The sequence below is a fragment of the Tepidicaulis sp. genome (genome assembly GCF_965222285.1).
Taxonomy (GTDB): Bacteria; Pseudomonadota; Alphaproteobacteria; order Parvibaculales; family Parvibaculaceae; genus Tepidicaulis.
Genome location: NZ_OZ244942.1, coordinates 3,449,568 through 3,464,028, shown reverse-complemented (window position 1 = coordinate 3,464,028; position 14,461 = coordinate 3,449,568). Strand labels below are relative to the sequence as shown.

Sequence of the window (14,461 nt, the reverse complement as noted above, 5' to 3'; positions counted from 1 at the left end):
CTTTTTCTTTGCGCGCATTTACCTCGTCAGCGTCTGCCGGCCCGTGCGCCCTGGCCAATGCGGAAGAGTACCTGGGCACACACTGCCCAATCGGGCATGCCCGTTGTTTTGCATTGCCGGTCGGCTTCTTCGAGCAGCATCAGCGCCCGGTCGAGCCGCGCCCGTGTCCATAAGGAAAGCTGGCGTTTGACGGCGGCTTCTCTTCGGAAGTGAAGGGGCGGGCGGATGGTGCGCAAAAGCCCGTCGCGCGGCGCACCGGCTTCGGCCTGTCCCGTCAAAAGATGGAGCTGCTCGGCATGGCGGGTGACGGCGTTGAGCAGCATGACGGGGCTTGTGTCGGCCTCGCGCGCTTTGATGAGCGCGCGGTCGAGCGAGGGCAGATCGCCGCCAAGCGAGGCGTCCACCACTTCATCGACACTCATCGCCGCCGTATCGCCGACGCAGGCCTGCACGTCTTCCAGCGTCACTTCGCTTTGCTCGGCTGAGCCCATATAGAGTATGAGCTTGTCGAGTTCCTGCAATGTCACGCCCCGGTCGCCGCCGAGATGGGCCTGCAGATAGTTGGTTGCGGCGGCATCGATGCTAAGCCCTGCTTCTTTCAGCCGTGTGCGGATCACGCCTTCAAGTGCCTGAGCGTCATCGGCATAACAGGCGATGGCAGCGCCGTTTTTTGCGTCCTCGAAGGTTTTGCGTAAAGAGGAGCGCGGCGTGAGCTCGCCTGCCGAAACGATGATCAGCGCATCGCCTGCCGGATTTTCCAGAAAGCTTTTGAAGGTTTTCGAAAGCCCGTCCGCCGCGCCGCGCACGCGCACGACGCGCCGCCCGCCCATCATGGAAATGGCGGCGGCTTCATCGGCCAGACGCGCCGGGTCCTGGCGCAGATCCGCATCGCTTATATCGGTCAGGCGGAAGGGATCGGTCAGATCGTCAAGGACGGTCTTGGCAAGCTGGCGGCAACGTTCCTGCACCAGCCCCTGATCCGGCCCGAAAACGAGGATCGCCTGCACCGCCGGATCGGGCTTGCGGATAAAGGCGTCGATTTCCCTCGGCTTCAGCTTCACGGGGCGCGGGTCCTTCTGCAGCTTTCCGTGTCAGCTCCGGCCCTGACGCTCGAAGAAGATGCTGAGCCTGGTATAGATGTCGCGGGCGGTATCGTTCGAGACGCGCTCTTCGGCATCGCGCGTGGCGATGACATTGGCAAATTCGGAATCGACGCGGTTATAAGAGGCAACGCTGAGCGCCGTGCCTTTAAAGACGACTTCGCCCAGTTCTTGATCGTAAAGGGAGAAGGGGGTCGTCATGCGGATGTTGCTGCGGGTCACTTCGGTGTCCTGCTGCACGGCGATGTCGGTTTCATAAATGGTCGGGGTCAGCGAGAGCTGATAGCGGGTGCCCTGATTGCCCGCCGCGCCCATCAGGTCTTCGAGCGTGAATTTCAGATTGCGGCCATAAGACGTGCCGGGGGCGCTGACCGAGACGTTTTGCAGCTTGGCTTTGACGGGCGCACCGCCGGTGCGGTCCGCATAAAGCGGATGAAAGCCGCAACCGCCAAGGGCAAAGCCAGCTACCACGAGAAGAGCCAGAACGGCCCGGCGCTCTTTAAACCACGACATTCACAATCCGTCCCGGCACGACGATGACCTTTTTCGGTGTTTTACCGTCCAGGGCATTGCGCACCTTTTCAAGGCCGAGAGCAGCTTGCTCCACGGCGGCTTTATCGGCATCGCGGGGCACGGTCACCTCATCGCGCCGCTTCCCGTTTACCTGCACGGGCAGGGTAACGGAGTCTTCCACCAAAAGGCTCTCATCTGCAATGGGCCAGGGCGTTTCGGCGAGGATCGTTTCATGGCCGAGCGCCTGCCAGCTTTCTTCGGCCAGATGCGGCATCATGGGCGCGGCCATCTGCACCAGCATGTCCACGGCCTCCCGTTTCACCCATTTGCCGGCTGCTTCATCCTGCGGTTTGAAGGCGGAAATAGCATTGGCAAGCTCGTAAATCCGGGCGACGGCCTTGTTGAATTGCAGCGCCTCGATATGGGCGGTAATTGCGGCAAGGATCTGATGCGCCGTGCGGTGCAGGGCTTCCGCCGCCTCATCGAGGGCCGGCATGGGCGTGCCGGGCGCGGCCAGGCTTGCCGGATCACCGGTGACGATGCGCCAGAAGCGCTGAGTGAAGCGCCAGGCGCCTTCCACGCCTTCTTCCGTCCATTGCACGTCGCGCTCGGGCGGGCTGTCGGACAGCATGAACCAGCGTGCGGTGTCCGCGCCATATTGATCGATGATGGCGGTGGGATCGATCGTGTTACGCTTCGATTTCGACATCTTTTCGATGGCGCCGACCTTTACCGGTGTGCCGGCCGCTTCATCGAGGAAGGGTTTGCCGTCTTTCCAGAAAAGCTCGTCCGGCGCCACCCAGCGCCCGTCCGGGCCCTTATAGGTTTCATGCGTCACCATGCCTTGGGTGAAAAGGCCGGTGAAGGGCTCATCGAGCCCCACATGGCCGGTCTCTTTCATGGCGCGGGTGAAGAAGCGCGCATAAAGAAGATGCAGCACCGCGTGCTCGACCCCGCCGATATATTGATCGACCGGCAGCCAGTAATTGGCGGCGGCGACATCGGTCGGTGTTTCGGCTTTCGGCGAACAGAAGCGGGCGAAATACCAGGAAGAATCTACAAACGTGTCGAACGTGTCGGTCTCGCGCTCGGCCTTGCCGCCGCATTTCGGGCAGGCGACATGTTTCCAGGTCGCATGATGATCGAGCGGATTGCCCGGTTTTTCGAAGCTCACATCCTTGGGCAGTTCCACCGGCAGGTCGGCGCGGGGCACCGGCACGGTGCCGCAAGAGGGGCAATGGATGATCGGGATCGGGCAGCCCCAATAGCGCTGGCGCGAGATGCCCCAGTCGCGCAAGCGGTAATTGACCGTGCCCTCGCCGAGTTTCAAGGCTTCGAGCTTTTCGATGGCGGCCCGTTTGGCCTCGGTCACTTCCAGCCCATTGAGGAAATCGGAATTGACGGCAACGCCGTCTCCGTCGAAGGCTTCGTTTGCCTCGCCAAGTTCGCTCAGGAATGTTTCAAGCTCCGCGCCTTGCAGTTTTTTCGGTGCCACGACGGGCAAAACGGGCAGGGCATATTTGCGGGCGAAATCCATGTCGCGCTGGTCATGGGCGGGGCAGCCGAAAATGGCGCCGGTGCCGTAATCCATCAGCACGAAATTCGCGATGAAGACGGGAACGGAATGGCCTTCGATGAAAGGATGGCGGGCGCGCAGGCCCGTGTCATAGCCTTTCTTCTCGGCGGTTTCGATCGCTTCCTCGCTGGTGCCGAGCTGTTCGCATTCGCGCACGAAGGCGGCAAGCTTGGCGTCTTTTTCCGCAAGCTCGCGGGTCAGCGGATGGCCGGGCGAGAGCGCGCAGAAGGACGCGCCGAACAGCGTGTCGGGCCGGGTGGTGAAGACTTCAAGGGAATAGTCTTTAGACAGACCTTCCACGGGGAAGAAAACGCGCGCGCCTTCGGAGCGGCCGATCCAGTTGGTCTGCATGATGCGGACTTTGTCCGGCCAGCGCTCCAGCCCCTCGAGCCCTTTCAAGAGATCGTCGGCCTTATCGGTGATTTTGAAAAACCACTGGGTGAGCTCGCGCCGTTCGACGGGCGCGCCCGAGCGCCAGCCCTTGCCGTCGATCACCTGCTCATTGGCAAGCACGGTCATGTCCACCGGATCCCAGTTCACATAGCTCTTCTTGCGGGTGATGAGACCGGCCTCGACCATGTCAAGAAACATTGCCTGTTCGTGGCGGTAATAAGAAGGATCGCAGGTTGCAAATTCCCGCTCCCAGTCGATGGCAAGGCCCATGGCCTGGAGCTGGCCGCGCATGGCGGCGATGTTCTTATAGGTCCAGTCGGCGGGATGGACTTTGTTCTCCATCGCCGCGTTTTCCGCCGGCATGCCGAAGGCGTCCCAGCCCATCGGGTGGAGGACGTTGAAGCCGCGCGCGCGTTTGAAACGGGCGATGACGTCGCCCATCGCATAGTTGCGCACATGGCCCATATGGATGCGGCCGGAAGGATAGGGAAACATCTCCAGGACGTAATATTTGTCCTTGCCCGGTGCTTCGCTTTCCTCGCGCGTGCGGAAACAGCCTTGCCGGTCCCAGGTCTCTTGCCATTTGGGCTCGGCGGTCTTGGCGTTATAGCGGGCGGTGTCGGTCGTATCCGGGCTGGCCATGGTCGGGTCGTGCTCTCGAAACTTGGGCAAACGGAAAGGCGGTCATCTTGCCGCGCGGGGCGGGCTCCTCAAACAAGAAGCGCGGCTCCTGCGCCGCGCTTCGTTTTGCCCCGTATTTGGCTATACGGCAAGAGGGCCGTCATAAGTTCCGCTTAGCCTTCGTCTGCTTCCAGCGTGCTGATCCGCAATTGGCGGGCGCGGATCAGGATAGCGTTCTCCAGCTGGACATGGGTATTGGGATCGACGGAAGCGTCTACCCAGCCGCGCTCGCTGTCGCGGGCCTGTTTGAAGACGGAGACTTTCAGCCCGTCGGCGCGCAAGCGGCGGTCGAGAATATAGACCGTCATTTTGAAGCGCTCGTCAGGGGCTTTGGGATCGGAATACCAGTCCGTGATGATGACGCCGCCAAAGGGGTCGGCCGAAGCGAGCGGCACGAAGGCCAGCGTGTCGAGCGAGGCGCGCCAGAGGAAGGAATTGACCCCGATGCCCGCGCCGCCGCCGGAGGCTGCGCCGCCCCCGCCGCCGAATAGCGACAGGCCGTCTTCACCGAAAATGCTCTCCCGCTCCTGTGAAGGGCGGGGATTATTGGGCCCGTAGCCCTTGTCGCTCGACGAGGTGGGGTAGCTTTCGTCCTTGTCCGCGCCGGCACAGGCGGCGATGAACAGGCTCAGGAAAACGGCCCCGGCGATGGAAACGAACGAGGAGGCACGAAACGCCAGTTTGGGCATGGGAATATTCTCTTCTGACTTGTATTCCTGTGGTCTGGCCCGTGGTCTAATCGGTTGATCTGGTCAGCCGGCACTCAATACCGGCTCGCCCATGGACCAAAGTCCCAGATTTGGCAGTTCTTATAGCCTGTTTGCCTTCTCCCGTCCAACATAAGCGGGGCCTTTGCGCGTCATCCGGCAGGTTTCGGCGCTGGGTTTGCGCCGCGCAGGGCGGCTTAAGAGAGGCTTTGAGGAGCGATGTCCCTCACAGGTGTGTGATAAAAACACCACAGATGCCCCGTGGGCGTATGGCAGGCCTGTTGGAATCCCGGTCCTGCGGTTCAGCTTTCGCTTTTCGATTTCCTGCTAAGGTGTTGTGATCTTTACGCAACATAACCTCAAATTTCCCTCAATACCGGTCGGGTTTGCTTGACGTGTGGCCGGGTCATCTTGATTAATCGGGGTACGCGCTTGGGGGGGCATTGCAATTTGTCGCCCGGCGACGAGAGGATCCAAGAGCTGAAACGTTTGCGGAAGGACCGGTTGGACGACTGGATTGAGGGAACGGGAGCACATCCCGGCGACAGCAAATCTGGTAAGAAAATCCGGTTCGCAAAAATACAAGGCTCCGAAGATCTCAAGTTAGACAGCTAACTGCTGAACTGCGAGGAACAGATGAAAAAGACTCTCCTTGGGACGACCGCTCTGGTCACCGCCGGCCTCGTTGCCGGTCCGGCCCTTGCTAGCGACCCGCTCAACGTAACGGTGAGCGGCTCCTTGATCACCGGCTTCTACTTCGTTGACTCCGACAGCGTCGGCGGTGTTTCCACCGACGACACGAAAGTCCCGGTTGTTGCCCGTGACCTGACCATCAACGCTGAAGGCACGCTGGATAACGGCCTCGTTGCCGGTGCCACGCTGATGCTCGAGCTCGGCGATGACGAAGGCGCAGCCGTTCCGGCTAACGACGACGCAACCTTCCAGGAAGTGTTCGCTTACCTTGAGGGCGGCTTCGGCCGTACGGAAATCGGTGCTACCGACTCCGCTTCCTTCAAAATGCACTATTCGTCGCCCTGGTTCGTGCCGGGTAACGGCGTTGACAGCCCGAACATCTTCAACTCGCCCCGTACCTCGGTTCGTACGTCCACGTACGCACTGCTGACGGAAGACGACAACAAGATTTCGTACTTCACGCCGCGCCTTGCCGGCTTCCAGCTCGGTGTGTCCTACACGCCGGACGCCGGTGCGAACAACCCGGTTGCGAACGGCTTCGGCATCAGCCCGCAGAACAGCGCTGTTGAAGAAGTGTTCGAAATCGCCGCCAACTACGCCGGTGAATTCGGCGCAGTGTCTGTCGGCGTTGACGGCTTCTACGGCACGGGCGATGCCCCGGCTGCTGGCGGCGGCGACCCGGAAGAATGGGGTTTCGGTGCCAATCTCGGTTTCGCCGGCTTCACGCTGGGCGGCGCCTGGTACCAGAACGAAGACATTGCCCGCGGCACGCAGAACACGGCTTTCTCGGGTGACGAAACCGAAGTCTGGACCGCTGGTCTGGCTTACGGCTCGGGCCCCTGGACCGTTGGTACCGCGTACCTGGAATCCACGGGTGAGCGTACCGGTCTTGGCGACACGGAAATCGAGTTCTGGCAGATCGGTGGCGGCTACTCGCTCGGCGCCGGTGTTGACCTCGGCCTCGACATCCAGCTGATCGAAGACAACAACGGCACCAACACCGTTGACTCCGAATCTGCTGGTATCGTTCTGGCGATCTCTTTCTAAGACTTCTGAAGTCTTGGGACGGAAGAGAGCGGGCTTTGCCCGCTCTCTTTTTTTGTGCCGTCGGTGGGATGGGCAGATGGCTTTTCCGCGCGCCCGGTTGTTGCTAAAAGCAGCGGGCATGCAATCGAAAGGCATCTGACATGGGCGGCATCATCTGGCTCGCATCCTACCCGAAGTCCGGCAATACCTGGCTGCGCTCCTTTCTCTACAATCTTCTGCGCAACACGCCTACGCCGGCCAATATCAATGAGCTCGATCAGTTTTGCCTCGGCGAGTCCTCCGCGCAGTGGTATGCGCGGCATCTGCAAACGCCGGTGGAAGACGCCTCTCCCGAAGTGGTCATGAAAATCCGCCCCTTTGCCCATGCGGATATGACCCAGGCTTTCCCGGACTCCGTCTTCGTCAAGACCCACAACTTTCTGGGCGAATGGCACGGCATGCCGATGCACAATATGGATGTGACCGCTGGCGGCATTTATGTGGTGCGCAACCCGCTCGATGTCGTGCTCTCCATGACCCATCATTTTGGCCTGACGCTTGATGAAGCGATTGAGCGGCTGGGCAACAAGGGGGCGGCCACGTCGTCAGGCGGGGGGCACGTACCGGAATTTCATTCCTCCTGGTCGGCGCATGTGAAAAGCTGGACGCAGCATCCTAATCCGCAGCTGCTGGTTCTGCGCTATGAGGATATGCTCGTGAAACCCCGGCGCGCGTTCAAAAGCGTAACGAAGTTTCTGGGGCTGAAACCTTCCACCGAAAGGCTGGAGCGGGCGATCCGTCATTCCTCCTTCAAGGCGCTGAAAGCGCAGGAGGAAAAGGCGGGCTTCAAGGAACGCTCGGAACATGCCAAGGCCTTCTTTCGCTCAGGCAAGGCGGAGCAATGGCGCGAGGAACTGACGCCGGATCAGGTGCGCCTGATTATCGATCAGCATAAAGAGCAAATGGAACGCTTCGGTTATATTCCCGAAGACTATAAAGATTAAGTAACGCTCAGCCTGACGTAAAACCGATCCCTGCAATGCCCGCTGCCTTTGTGGGGCAGAGACGGCGCACCGTTTCTTCATTTATCCCGCCCATGGCATAGACAGGGAGCGCGGCTTCTTCGGTAAGCGCCGCAAAGCGCAAAAGCCCAAGCGCTTTCGCCCCGGGATGGCTTTGCGTCGGAAAAACCGAGGAGAGGAGCGCGGCATCGAGCCCCGCGCGGGCGGCGCGCACGAGTGCCTCGGTGGAATGAGCGGCGCAAGTGACAAGCGCGAAACGTTCCAGCGCCCTTGCCGCATATCCCCGTTTCACCTGCCATTCGGACAGATGCATGCCGTCGGCGCGCAGATGCGTGGCAAGGCCGAAATCACCCGCCACGAGAAAGAAGATGCCGCGCCGACGCGCCGCGCGTTCTGCTTCTTTTGCCAGCTTCATGCGTTCTTGCCTAGCCAGCGAATAATGGCGGAAGATATAGCCGCTTCCCGCAGGCAGGCCCTCCAGCGTCACAAGGGGATCGCGCGCGCGCGCTTCATCCGACAGCGCCAGCAGATCGGGCAGGTACGGGGCTTTCGCCCCGAGCTCCCGCACACTGCGCATCAGGCTTGCGGAGGGCCGCGCCATGCATGTCTCCCTTAAAGAAAGGCCGAGATCGGTCTGGACAAGATTAGCAGAATGCCGTTCCTTTGGCCCATCCCCGTAAAGCGGTTCGGAAGGAGCGGCAAATGGCCGGCAGTGTGAGCGACAATCTGAAAACCGTGCAGAGTGACATCGCCAAGGCCTGCAAACAGGCAGGCCGCGCGGAAGGCGCGGTGACGCTCGTTGCCGTCTCCAAAACCTTCGATGCGGAAGAGATACGCCCGGCGCTTGAAGCGGGCCAGCGCGTCTTTGGTGAAAACCGCGTGCAGGAAGCCCATAAGAAATGGCCGAAACTGCGCGAAGATTATAGCGGCATCGAGCTCCATCTCATCGGCCCGCTGCAAACCAACAAGGTGAGCGAAGCGCTGGCCCTTTTCGATGTCATCGAAACGCTCGACCGGGAAAAGCTTGCCCGTGCCTTTGCCAAGGAGCGGGAGAAGGGGACGGACCTGCCCAGGCTTTTCATTCAGGTCAATACGGGCGAGGAAGAACAGAAGGCGGGTATTCTGCCGGACGAGGCGGACGGTTTCATCAAGCTGTGCCGGGATGAGCTTCACTTGCCGGTCGATGGGCTGATGTGCATTCCGCCTGTGGACGAAGAGCCCGCCTTGCATTTCGCGCTTCTGCGCAAGATCGCCGAGCGTAATGGGCTTAGCGCGCTTTCCATGGGCATGAGCGCGGATTACGAGACGGGCATCGAGCTTGGCGCCACCCATGTGCGGGTGGGCAGCGCGATTTTCGGCGCGCGCACGTAAGGTAGAAGAGATCAGATGCCGATCCGCATCTGGCTATCCGGCTCGCAAAGCTGCAACAGTTTCAGCATATCGGCGCGCGATACCGCGACGCAGCCTTCCGTGGGCCCGTAGCCGCCGTCTTCTTCTTCGCGCGCTAAGTGGAAAAAGATGGCGCTGCCTTTGCCGGGCACGGGCGGCTCGTCGTTATACCCCAGCACCACCACGATGTCGTAGAGCCCGTCCTCGCGCCAAAGCTTTTCGGCGCTGGCCGGATAGGGCAGTTTGACGGGCCGGTTGTAGGCCGGGTCCTCCGGCGCATCGCACCAGCCGTTTTCCGGATGGATGGGAGTGATGGGCAAATCGGTTTTCGGCGCATCCAGCCGGTCGGCGCGGTAAAAAACCTCGCGCAGCGGCCAGATGCCGATGGGCGTTGCCCCGTCCCCTTCCTGTTTTTCCTCCGTCAGGCCGCTGCGGCCAAGGGCGCAGGCAAAGCGCAGCGCGCCGATTTCCAGCTTGCCGCGATAAGTGCCCGATTTGGCGGAAACGGTAATGTCCATGATCTGTCCGGCCCGGCTTTTACCTGAGCCTTATCCCAAATTGCGCCTTAGAACCGCTTATCGGTGCGGGTGCCCGTCTCTCCGCTGAAGGCAGCGCCGAAGCCGGCCGCTTTGCCCGCTTCATATTTGTCCAGGGAACGGGCCATGAGTGTCAATGGGTCGATGGCGCCGGGCTGCGGCGGCCAGGCGGGCAGCTCATTGCCGGCTGGGGCGGCGGGCGCGGCAGAGGCAAGCCGTTCAGGCTTTTCTGCGGTCTTTTCCGGAGCGGTCTGAATGGCGGCTTCTGCCGTTTCAGGGCGTTTCAGGGCGCCAGGATCGTTCACGGAGCGCAGTAGCGCATCCCAGCCTTCCTCGCTCAGGCTCGGCAGGTTCGAGGCGGCGGCGCTTTTGGCTTCAAAGGCGCCTTTAGGGGCGGCGGGCGCTTCCGCGGCCTGCGCCAGGATTTGCGGTGCCGCTTCCTCAGTCTCGGCGGCGACCTGCGCGGCGGGTGCCGGATTAATGGCAGCTGCTTCAGCCGGGCGCGCCGCGTTTGCGGCAAGCTGCGGTCCGGCCTCTTCCTCACCGCCCAGCAGGGCCAGCGCGTGACCGCCAATATCCTTGCCGGTCGATTCCTCGATCACCGCGTTGACGAGAGAGGCGGCGGCGCCGATGGGGCCGCCATAAATCGCTCCGCCCACGACTTTTGCGGCGGGCGCAATCTCATCGCCCGTCCATTCCCGGTAAAGGGTGGAGACGACGGGCAGGTGCTGAAGCGGGTTGATAACATCGATGAGATCGCCGAAGGAAAGCCCGTTTTCCGCGCCCTTTTCCTGGCCGGTGACGGCAGGAGGTGTTGCAAGGTTCTGGCGGGCCTCGGCGCTGCGGGTCAGGGATTGCGGGGCTTTGGCGCTTTGGGGCTGCGCCGCGGCGCTTTCCTGTGCCTTGCGCAGATTGGCCGCCCGAAGCTCGGCCAGCGCGTTCGTGCCGCGCTTGTTGCCAAGGCGAAGATAAAGGGGCAGGTCGGCGGCGGTTTCAAGGCTCATGGTCGGTCGCAATACTCAAGGCTGATGTCTGCTGAAAGAGCCGCAAAAAGCGGACCAGACGGGCTGCCAGCTATTTCAACGACTTATGCGGGGAGGGGCCCCGGCACCCCTGCCAGGCGGCAAAAATTGCCGGGTTTTTTCTGCTGAGCGGGCAGGGCTTTAAAGGGTTTTTCTGGAGCCTGGCAGGGCTTCCATGCGAAACTCGCCGTCAGATAATGGGGCGCGTTCCGGCGCTCTTCCTCTGGGCCAGCACTCCCGCGTGGATATGGCCCTTAACGTCCGGCAGTCTGGTTCAGTCATTTCATGGTTTCTTCTTCTCCGCCCAAATCCGCGCCGAAAGGCGCCCCGCTCAGCCCCGATCGGATCAAGGCCGCGCTGCGCGAGGCTGCCGCTCAGCTTGATGCGGGGGATCTGAAAGGCGCGGGCAAGCTCCTTAATGACATTCGCCGCACGGCGCCCAATCACCCGGACGCCCTGCATTTGAGCGGGCTCGTCGCACTCAGGGCGCAGAACCCGGCACTGGCGGAAAAATTCATCCGCCTTGCAGTGGCCCAGGCCCCGTCCCATGCCTTCATGCAGGTCAATCTCGCCAATGCTTTGCGCCGCCAGGGCAAGATCGACGAAGCGCTGGCGACCTTCGCCAAAGCCGCCTCGCTCGATCCGGCCTTTCCGGGCATCTATCTCAACCGCGGCATTCTTTTCTCCGAGCTTGGCCGGAAGGATGAGGCCCGGGCGGATTTCGAGGAAGCGATCAAACGCGCGCCGGGGGAGCCGGGCGGCTATGCCCAGCTTGCCCAGCACCATTTGCGTGCGGGCGATTTTCACGCCATGGCCGAGGCCTATAAGCGCGGGCTCGAAGCGCTGCCCGGCCATGCCCATTTCCTGGCCGGGCTCGCCACCGCCTATGAGCGCCTTTCCGATCTTGAGGCCGCCAAGCCGCTGGCCGATCAGGCCCTTGCCGCGCTGCCGCACACGCCCATGGCGCTCAAAGTCTGGGCAAGCGTAACCCGCCGTCTCGGCGGGTTTGAGGAAGTCAAAGACCGGCTGGAAAAGGTCGCGATCGGCAAGTTTCCGCCTCATGCCGCCCGGCTTATCCATGCCGAGCTTGCCCAGGCCTATGACCGGCTGGGCGATACCCAGAACGCTTATTCTCATTTTGCCCGCCAGAACGAGATGGCAAAGCAGCAGGCCGCCGCTCAAGGCATCGACAAAGCAAACTATATGGCGCAGGTGACGGGCCTCACCGAAGCCTTTCAAACGGGGCTCGGGAAAAACTGGCCGGAGACGGGGAAGGTGACTGAGGGTCACGCCAATGCGCCGGTCTTCCTTGTCGGCTTTCCCCGCTCGGGCACGACGCTGCTCGATCAGATCCTCGATGCCCATCCGGATGTGCAGGTGATAGAAGAGCGCCCGGCGCTGCTCGCCGTGCGCGATGCGGTGGCGGCGCTGCCCGGCGGTTATCCGGGCGCTCTTGAAAAGCTCGATGAAGCGGGCCTTGAGGATTTGCGCGCGCGCTATTGGGCGGCGCTGAGGCAAGAAGGCGCCGAGCTTGAAACCAAGACCGTCATCAACAAATTGCCGCTCAATATCATCCATGCGGGGCTTATTCACCGGGTCTTTCCGGAAGCGAAATTTATTCTGGCGCTCCGCCATCCCCTCGACAGCGTGCTGTCCTGCTTCATGCAGGATTTCGAGGTGAATGCCTCCATGGCGCATTTCCTCGATATCGGCGATGCCGCCCGGCTTTATGAAGCGGTGATGGGGCTCTGGCAGCTTTATGAGGGCCGCTTCGCGCTCGATACGGTCTCCATCAAATATGAAGAGCTGATTGGCGATGTGGAAGGCGCGGTGCGCCCGGTGCTGGCGCATCTGGGGCTTGCCTGGAACCCGGCGCAGCTTGAGCATGTGGCTCATGCCAAGGCCCGCGGCACCATCCGCACGCCGTCTTATGCGCAGGTGACGGAGCCGATCTACCAGCGCGCCGCCGCCCGCTATGAGCGCTACAGTGCCTATCTGGAGCCGGCGGAGCGCCGCCTTGCGCCTTTTGTTGCCGCTTTTGGCTATTCCTGAGCTGGCCCGGTCCGGCAGGGGAGCGGATATTTACTCTAATGAGATCAAACAGTCTCACATGAATGTGATACCCCCGCTCTCGCTCTTGTGACTGGGAGAGCTTGCCTTTACATCACCGGCATGTTGAGCGCAGTTTATTGCTGCACGCCAGAGATGAGGGGCAGATGAGCACCGTCAAAAAGATCCTGATCGTCGATGATGATGACGCCTTGCGCGAATCGCTCGTCGAGCAGCTCGACCTGCATGAAGAGTTTACCTGCATTACCGGCTCCACAGCCGCTCAAGGGTTGGAGCAAGTGCGCTCGGACCATGCGGATCTGGTGCTGCTCGATGTAGGCCTGCCGGATATGGATGGACGTGAGGCCTGCCGGCTGATGCGCAAGGCCGGGCTGAAAGCGCCGATCATCATGCTGACCGCTGCCGATAGCGATTCAGATACGATCCTCGGCCTTGAAGTGGGCGCCAATGATTATGTCACCAAGCCCTTCCGCTTCGGCGTGCTTTTAGCGCGGGTGCGCGCGCATCTGCGCCAGCACGAGCAGAGCGAGGATGCGGTCTTCGCCATCGGCCCCTACACCTTTAAGCCATCGGCCAAGGTGCTGGTCGATCCGTCGGAAAAGAAAGTGCGCCTGACGGAAAAGGAAACGGCGATCCTGAAATATCTCTACCGCGCGGGCCAGAAGGTGGTGGGCCGCGACGTGCTCCTGCATGAAGTGTGGGGATATAATGCCGGTGTGACCACGCATACGCTGGAAACGCATATCTACCGTCTGCGCCAGAAGATCGAGCGCGATCCCTCCAATGCCGAATTGCTGGTGACGGAGACGGGCGGCTACAAGCTCATGCCATAAAAAACCGGGGACATTTCCGTCCCCGGCTTACGATCCTTCTTCCCGCTTGCGCTTATGTGCGCGAGAAGGGTGCGGTCAGGTGGATCAGCACGCCGAAGACGACAGGCACGGCGGCGAGCGCTGCAATGACGAGCGCGGTCGCGCCGAAGAAGATTACCGCCAGTGCCAGCGCCATGACGATATTCAGACAAACAAGCACGGGCTGGAACGAACCGTTGATGCGGCCATACATTGGGGGCTCTCCTCGAAGAAGCGTTAAAGGTTCCCCTGATATGCCTCTTAAGGGCGCGCGCGGGTAGGCGGCGCGGCGCCGCGCGGCGGTTTGCCGCAATTTTCCCTGTTATTATCCCTACTTAGGCGCGGGTCTATCGGCGGGCTCGTCCGCGGTCAGCGCATAAGTGCTGACGAATTCCGGCGGCATGCGCACCGCCCGTCCGCTTTCGATATTGATGCAGACGAAATCCGAAAGGCCGCGCAGCAAGGTCGCGCCTTTTTCGTTGATGAGCTGGAAGCGGCGGCGCAGGCGCAGGCGCCCGTCATTGCCGGTGATCCAGGTGCCCATGCGCAACGCCTCCCCTTCGAAGGAGGGGGCGAAGTAATCCATCTCATGGCGGCGCACGACCATGCCCTTGCCGAGTTTGCGGTAGATCTCGAAATCAAGGCCAAGGGCTTTGGAATGGTCCCAGGCGGTTTTCGCCATGAAGCTCAGATAGACGACATTATTCGTATGCTGAAAATCATCTATATGCTCGGGCTTCACCGTCAGGTTCACGATGAAAGGGCTGGGGTAATCCCATCCTTCGGCCGGTTCGTTCATGCCCGTCATCTTCTTTTCCGTTCTTTACATGCCCGGCTCTACCTAGCAGATTTGACGGGAAGGGGCGAGAGAGCGGCCCTTTA

Annotated in this window: 14 protein-coding genes; 5 read left to right on the top strand and 9 right to left on the bottom strand. The window is 61.4% G+C overall.

Annotated elements, in window-relative coordinates:
* Nucleotides 1–26: 26 nt before the first annotated feature.
* The 4 genes from holA to ACOQOT_RS16585 form a co-directional block, all read right to left on the bottom strand.
* Nucleotides 27–1,061, bottom strand: a complete 1,035-nt coding sequence (holA, locus tag ACOQOT_RS16600; protein ID WP_420560265.1) for a DNA polymerase III subunit delta — start codon at nt 1,059–1,061, stop codon at nt 27–29.
* 30 nt (nt 1,062–1,091) lie between these two features.
* On the bottom strand, nt 1,092–1,613 hold the full coding sequence (locus ACOQOT_RS16595; RefSeq protein ID WP_121881403.1) for an LPS assembly lipoprotein LptE: 522 nt from the start codon (nt 1,611–1,613) through the stop codon (nt 1,092–1,094).
* Entirely contained in the window at nt 1,600–4,224 is a 2,625-nt protein-coding gene (leuS, locus tag ACOQOT_RS16590; protein WP_420560264.1) for a leucine--tRNA ligase, read from the bottom strand. Before leuS ends, ACOQOT_RS16595 begins: the two co-directional genes overlap by 14 nt.
* Nucleotides 4,225–4,376: 152 nt before the next feature.
* Nucleotides 4,377–4,952 (bottom strand): DUF3576 domain-containing protein, encoded by a 576-nt coding sequence (locus ACOQOT_RS16585; protein WP_121881407.1) that lies wholly within the window; start codon nt 4,950–4,952, stop codon nt 4,377–4,379.
* A 654-nt stretch (nt 4,953–5,606) separates the two neighbouring features.
* Here ACOQOT_RS16585 and ACOQOT_RS16580 point away from each other — a divergent pair.
* Both ACOQOT_RS16580 and ACOQOT_RS16575 read left to right on the top strand, forming a co-directional pair.
* Nucleotides 5,607–6,710: a porin gene (locus tag ACOQOT_RS16580; RefSeq protein WP_420560263.1), complete on the top strand. Its 1,104-nt coding sequence runs from the start codon at nt 5,607–5,609 to the stop codon at nt 6,708–6,710.
* A gap of 140 nt (nt 6,711–6,850) precedes the next feature.
* On the top strand, nt 6,851–7,693 hold the full coding sequence (locus ACOQOT_RS16575; protein WP_420560262.1) for a sulfotransferase domain-containing protein: 843 nt from the start codon (nt 6,851–6,853) through the stop codon (nt 7,691–7,693).
* A gap of 7 nt (nt 7,694–7,700) precedes the next feature.
* Here ACOQOT_RS16575 and ACOQOT_RS16570 read toward each other — a convergent pair whose 3' ends face one another.
* Nucleotides 7,701–8,312, bottom strand: coding sequence for a thiamine phosphate synthase (locus ACOQOT_RS16570; protein WP_420560261.1), 612 nt, complete (start codon nt 8,310–8,312; stop codon nt 7,701–7,703).
* Between the two features lie 101 nt (nt 8,313–8,413).
* Here ACOQOT_RS16570 and ACOQOT_RS16565 point away from each other — a divergent pair, with 101 nt between their 5' ends.
* Nucleotides 8,414–9,082 carry a YggS family pyridoxal phosphate-dependent enzyme gene (locus ACOQOT_RS16565; protein ID WP_420560260.1) on the top strand — a complete coding sequence of 223 codons (669 nt, stop codon included), beginning with the start codon at nt 8,414–8,416 and terminating at the stop codon, nt 9,080–9,082.
* Between the two features lie 11 nt (nt 9,083–9,093).
* Here the strand turns inward: ACOQOT_RS16565 and ACOQOT_RS16560 are convergent, their stop codons facing one another.
* Nucleotides 9,094–9,618, bottom strand: a complete 525-nt coding sequence (locus ACOQOT_RS16560) for a L,D-transpeptidase family protein (RefSeq protein WP_420560259.1) — start codon at nt 9,616–9,618, stop codon at nt 9,094–9,096.
* 47 nt (nt 9,619–9,665) lie between these two features.
* On the bottom strand, nt 9,666–10,640 hold the full coding sequence (locus ACOQOT_RS16555) for a hypothetical protein (RefSeq protein WP_420560258.1): 975 nt from the start codon (nt 10,638–10,640) through the stop codon (nt 9,666–9,668).
* A 303-nt stretch (nt 10,641–10,943) separates the two neighbouring features.
* On the opposite strand from ACOQOT_RS16555, the gene ACOQOT_RS16550 reads away from it, so the two are divergent.
* Both ACOQOT_RS16550 and ACOQOT_RS16545 read left to right on the top strand, forming a co-directional pair.
* On the top strand, nt 10,944–12,710 hold the full coding sequence (locus ACOQOT_RS16550; protein ID WP_420560257.1) for a tetratricopeptide repeat-containing sulfotransferase family protein: 1,767 nt from the start codon (nt 10,944–10,946) through the stop codon (nt 12,708–12,710).
* Between the two features lie 164 nt (nt 12,711–12,874).
* Complete coding sequence (locus ACOQOT_RS16545; protein WP_420560256.1) at nt 12,875–13,561, top strand: response regulator transcription factor; 687 nt, start codon at nt 12,875–12,877, stop codon at nt 13,559–13,561.
* 52 nt (nt 13,562–13,613) lie between these two features.
* Here the strand turns inward: ACOQOT_RS16545 and ACOQOT_RS16540 are convergent, their stop codons facing one another.
* On the bottom strand, nt 13,614–13,793 hold the full coding sequence (locus ACOQOT_RS16540) for a hypothetical protein (protein WP_045441786.1): 180 nt from the start codon (nt 13,791–13,793) through the stop codon (nt 13,614–13,616).
* A gap of 117 nt (nt 13,794–13,910) precedes the next feature.
* Nucleotides 13,911–14,378, bottom strand: a complete 468-nt coding sequence (locus tag ACOQOT_RS16535) for an acyl-CoA thioesterase (protein WP_420560255.1) — start codon at nt 14,376–14,378, stop codon at nt 13,911–13,913.
* Nucleotides 14,379–14,461 lie beyond the last annotated feature (83 nt).

Excerpts from the sequence above, each read along its gene's own strand:
- ACOQOT_RS16555 (WP_420560258.1), bottom strand. The coding sequence starts at position 10,640 with ATGAGCCTTGAAACCGCCGCCGACCTGCCCCTTTATCTTCGCCTTGGC.
- ACOQOT_RS16550 (WP_420560257.1), top strand. The coding sequence starts at position 10,944 with ATGGTTTCTTCTTCTCCGCCCAAATCCGCGCCGAAAGGCGCCCCGCTC.
- ACOQOT_RS16565 (WP_420560260.1), top strand. The coding sequence starts at position 8,414 with ATGGCCGGCAGTGTGAGCGACAATCTGAAAACCGTGCAGAGTGACATC.
- ACOQOT_RS16585 (WP_121881407.1), bottom strand. The coding sequence starts at position 4,952 with ATGCCCAAACTGGCGTTTCGTGCCTCCTCGTTCGTTTCCATCGCCGGG.
- ACOQOT_RS16570 (WP_420560261.1), bottom strand. The coding sequence starts at position 8,312 with ATGGCGCGGCCCTCCGCAAGCCTGATGCGCAGTGTGCGGGAGCTCGGG.
- ACOQOT_RS16575 (WP_420560262.1), top strand. The coding sequence starts at position 6,851 with ATGGGCGGCATCATCTGGCTCGCATCCTACCCGAAGTCCGGCAATACC.
- ACOQOT_RS16580 (WP_420560263.1), top strand. The coding sequence starts at position 5,607 with ATGAAAAAGACTCTCCTTGGGACGACCGCTCTGGTCACCGCCGGCCTC.
- ACOQOT_RS16535 (WP_420560255.1), bottom strand. The coding sequence starts at position 14,378 with ATGAACGAACCGGCCGAAGGATGGGATTACCCCAGCCCTTTCATCGTG.
- ACOQOT_RS16560 (WP_420560259.1), bottom strand. The coding sequence starts at position 9,618 with ATGGACATTACCGTTTCCGCCAAATCGGGCACTTATCGCGGCAAGCTG.
- ACOQOT_RS16540 (WP_045441786.1), bottom strand. The coding sequence starts at position 13,793 with ATGTATGGCCGCATCAACGGTTCGTTCCAGCCCGTGCTTGTTTGTCTG.
- ACOQOT_RS16595 (WP_121881403.1), bottom strand. The coding sequence starts at position 1,613 with ATGTCGTGGTTTAAAGAGCGCCGGGCCGTTCTGGCTCTTCTCGTGGTA.
- leuS (WP_420560264.1), bottom strand. The coding sequence starts at position 4,224 with ATGGCCAGCCCGGATACGACCGACACCGCCCGCTATAACGCCAAGACC.
- ACOQOT_RS16545 (WP_420560256.1), top strand. The coding sequence starts at position 12,875 with ATGAGCACCGTCAAAAAGATCCTGATCGTCGATGATGATGACGCCTTG.